1 protein-coding gene is annotated in these 3,914 nt (G+C 69.2%); it reads left to right on the top strand.

Annotation, left to right across the window (positions count from 1 at the left end):
* Window positions 1-3,886: HAMP domain-containing protein (locus ACFCY7_RS38465; protein ID WP_376490734.1), on the top strand; the 3,886-nt coding region annotated here is incomplete at its 5' end.
* Window positions 3,887-3,914: the final 28 nt, after the last annotated feature.

Below are 3,914 nucleotides of genomic sequence, written 5' to 3'. Positions count from 1 at the left end.
GAAGAACACCGTCAACACGATGGTGTCGCAGCTGTCGTCGTTCGCCGACCAGGTGACGCGGATGGCCCGGGACGTGGGCACGGAGGGCCGGCTCGGCGGGCAGGCGCGCGTGGACGGCGTCTCCGGCCGGTGGCGTGAGCTCACGGACTCCGTGAACTTCATGGCCGGCAACCTGACGTCGCAGGTGCGGCAGATCGCCCAGGTGACGACGGCGGTGGCGCGGGGCGACCTGTCGCAGAAGATCGACGTCGACGCGCGCGGCGAGATCCTGGAGCTGAAGAACACCATCAACACGATGGTCGACCAGCTCTCCGCCTTCGCGGACCAGGTGACCCGGGTCGCCCGCGAGGTGGGGACCGACGGGCGCCTCGGCGGCCAGGCGCAGGTGCCGGGCGTGGCCGGTGTGTGGCGCGACCTGACGGACTCGGTGAACGGCATGGCCGGGAACCTGACCACCCAGGTCCGCAACATCGCGCAGGTCGCCACGGCGGTGGCGCGGGGCGACCTGTCGCAGAAGATCGACGTGGACGCGCGCGGCGAGATCCTGGAGCTGAAGAACACCCTCAACACGATGGTGGACCAGCTCTCGAACTTCGCCGAGCAGGTGACGAGGGTGGCCCGCGAGGTGGGCACCGAGGGCATGCTGGGCGGTCAGGCCGAGGTGCAGGGGGTCTCCGGCACCTGGAAGGACCTCACCCAGTCGGTGAACTTCATGGCGAACAACCTCACCATCCAGGTGCGGAACATCGCCGAGGTCACCACGGCCGTCGCCATGGGCGACCTGTCGAAGAAGATCACGGTCGACGCCCGGGGCGAGATCCTGGAGCTGGTGACGACCGTCAACACGATGGTCGACCAGCTGTCGAACTTCGCGGACGAGGTCACGCGCGTGGCCCGCGAGGTGGGTACGGAGGGCATCCTCGGCGGCCAGGCGCGCGTGCGCGGCGTCACGGGCACGTGGAAGGACCTCAGCGACAACGTCAACCTGATGGCCAACAACCTGACCAGCCAGGTGCGGAACATCTCCCGGGTCTCGGCGGCGGTCGCCAACGGCGACCTGACGAAGAAGGTGACGGTCGAGGCGCGCGGCGAGGTCGCCGAACTCGCCGAGACCGTCAACACGATGGTGACGACCCTGTCGTCCTTCGCGGACGAGGTCACGCGGGTGGCCCGCGAGGTGGGTACGGAGGGCGAACTGGGCGGCCAGGCCCGGGTGCCGGGCGTCTCCGGCACCTGGAAGGACCTGACCGAGTCGGTGAACTCGATGGCCGACAACCTCACCGGTCAGGTGCGGCAGATCGCCGCCGTCACCACCGCCATCGCCAAGGGCGACCTGACCAAGAAGATCGACATCGACGCGCGCGGTGAGATCCAGGAGCTGAAGAACACCATCAACACGATGGTGGACCAGCTCTCGAACTTCGCCGAGGAGGTCACGCGCGTGGCCCGGGAGGTGGGCACCGACGGGCAGCTCGGCGGTCAGGCCCGCGTCCGGGACGTGGAGGGCACCTGGAGCGACCTCACCGAGTCCGTGAACGAGATGGCGGGAAACCTGACCCGGCAGGTGCGGGCCATCGCGGCCGTCGCCACCGCGGTGACCCGGGGCGACCTCAACGTCAAGATCGACGGCGTGGACGCGGCCGGTGAGATCCAGGCGCTGCAGGACAACATCAACACGATGATCGCCAACCTGCGGGACACCACGCTCGCCAACGACGAGCAGGACTGGCTCAAGAGCAACCTGGCCCGCATCTCCGGCCTCATGCAGGGCCGCCGGGACCTCGACGACGTGGCCTCGCTCATCATGAGCGAGCTGACGCCGGTGGTCTCGGCGCAGCACGGCGCCTTCTTCGTCGCCATGCCGACGGGCCACGCCCACAGCGACGCCGAACTCGTCGGTGAGGGCGACGGCTCGTACGAGCTGCGGATGCGCGGGAGTTACGGGTACTCCACCGGGTCCATGCCGACCTCGTTCCGGCCCGGCGAGACGCTCATCGGGACGGCCGCCGAGGAGAAGCGGACCATCCAGGTCAACGTGCCGCCGGGCTATCTGAAGATCTCGTCGGGGCTCGGGGAGGCCTCCCCGGCGCACGTGATCGTGCTTCCGGTGCTCTTCGAGGGCAAGGTGCTCGGTGTGATCGAGCTGGCCTCGTTCCAGCCGTTCGCGCAGATCCAGCGGGACTTCCTCAACCAGATCGCCGAGTTGATCGCCACCACCGTCAACACGATCAGCGTCAACACCAAGACCGAGGTGCTGCTCCAGCAGTCGCAGGAGCTCACCGAGCAGCTCAAGGAGCGTTCGGCCGAGCTGGAGCACCGGCAGAAGGAGCTCCAGGGCTCCAACCTGGAGCTGGAGGAGAAGGCGGAGCTGCTCGCCCGGCAGAACCGCGACATCGAGGTGAAGAACACCGAGATCGAGGAGGCCCGGCAGGTCCTGGAGGAGCGCGCCGAGCAGCTCGCGGTCTCCATGCGCTACAAGTCGGAGTTCCTGGCCAACATGTCGCACGAGCTGCGTACGCCGCTCAACTCGCTTCTGATCCTGGCCAAGTTGCTCGCGGACAACGCCGAGACCAATCTGACGCCGAAGCAGGTCGAGTTCGCGGAGACCATCCACGGGGCCGGTTCGGACCTGCTCCAGCTGATCAACGACATCCTCGACCTGTCCAAGGTCGAGGCGGGCAAGATGGACGTGTCGCCGACCCGGATCGCGCTCGTCCAGCTCGTCGACTACGTCGAGGCCACCTTCCGGCCGCTGACGGCGGAGAAGGGGCTCGACTTCTCGGTGCGGGTCTCGCCCGAGCTGCCGGCCACGCTGCACACCGACGAGCAGCGGCTGCTCCAGGTGCTGCGCAACCTGCTCTCCAACGCGGTGAAGTTCACCGACACCGGCGCGGTGGAGCTGGTGATCCGGCCGGCCGGCGCGGACGTGCCGCAGTCGATCCGCGAGCAGCTCCTGGAGGCCGGTTCGCTGCGCGACCCGGAGGCCGCGCTCATCGCGTTCTCGGTGACCGACACCGGGATCGGGATCGCGGCCGGCAAGATGCGGGTCATCTTCGAGGCGTTCAAGCAGGCCGACGGCACGACCAGTCGCAAGTACGGCGGTACGGGTCTGGGGCTCTCGATCAGCCGGGAGATCGCGCGGCTGCTCGGCGGCGAGATCTTCGCGGCGAGCGAGCCGGGCCGCGGCTCGACCTTCACGCTCTACCTGCCGCTGAGCCCGACCGAGCTCCCCTCGCACGGGTACGGGCAGGGGTCGGCGGACGTGGAGGACTCGCAGCAGGGCGCGGAGGAGGGGACGGGCGGGGCGATCCACCCGTTCCCGCACTTCCCGCCGCCGCCCGTGCGGACCGAGGCGCGGTCCGGCGCCGGGGCGCTGTTCCGGCACCGGCGCAAGGCCGCGGCGGACGCGAACGGGGCGCGGACAGCGGTTCCGGGGCAGCCCGGCGAGCAGCACGCGCCGGACCGGGTGGAGCAGGAGATGGAGGTCGAGCCGCGCCGCACCTTCAACTTCTCCGGCGAGCGGGTCCTCATCGTCGACGACGACATCCGCAACGTCTTCGCGCTCACCAGCGTCCTGGAGCAGCACGGCCTCGCGGTGCTGTACGCGGAGAACGGGCGGGAGGGCATCGAGGTCCTGGAGCAGAACGACGACGTGACGATCGTCCTGATGGACATCATGATGCCGGAGATGGACGGGTACGCGACGACGACCGCGATCCGGCGGATGCCGCAGTTCGCCGGGCTGCCGATCATCGCCCTGACGGCGAAGGCGATGAAGGGCGACAAGGAGAAGGCGATCGAGTCGGGTGCCTCGGCCTATGTGACGAAGCCGGTCGACCCCGATCACCTGCTGTCCGTCATGGAGCAGTGGATGCGGGGGGAGTGACCCCGCGCCGGGGGTCCGCGCGGTGCTC

The organism is Streptomyces sp. NPDC056361 (genome assembly GCF_042262805.1).
Lineage (GTDB): Bacteria > Actinomycetota > Actinomycetes > Streptomycetales > Streptomycetaceae > Streptomyces.
Note: the sequence above shows the minus strand (reverse complement) of the source record. Positions and strands in the feature narration are given on the sequence as shown.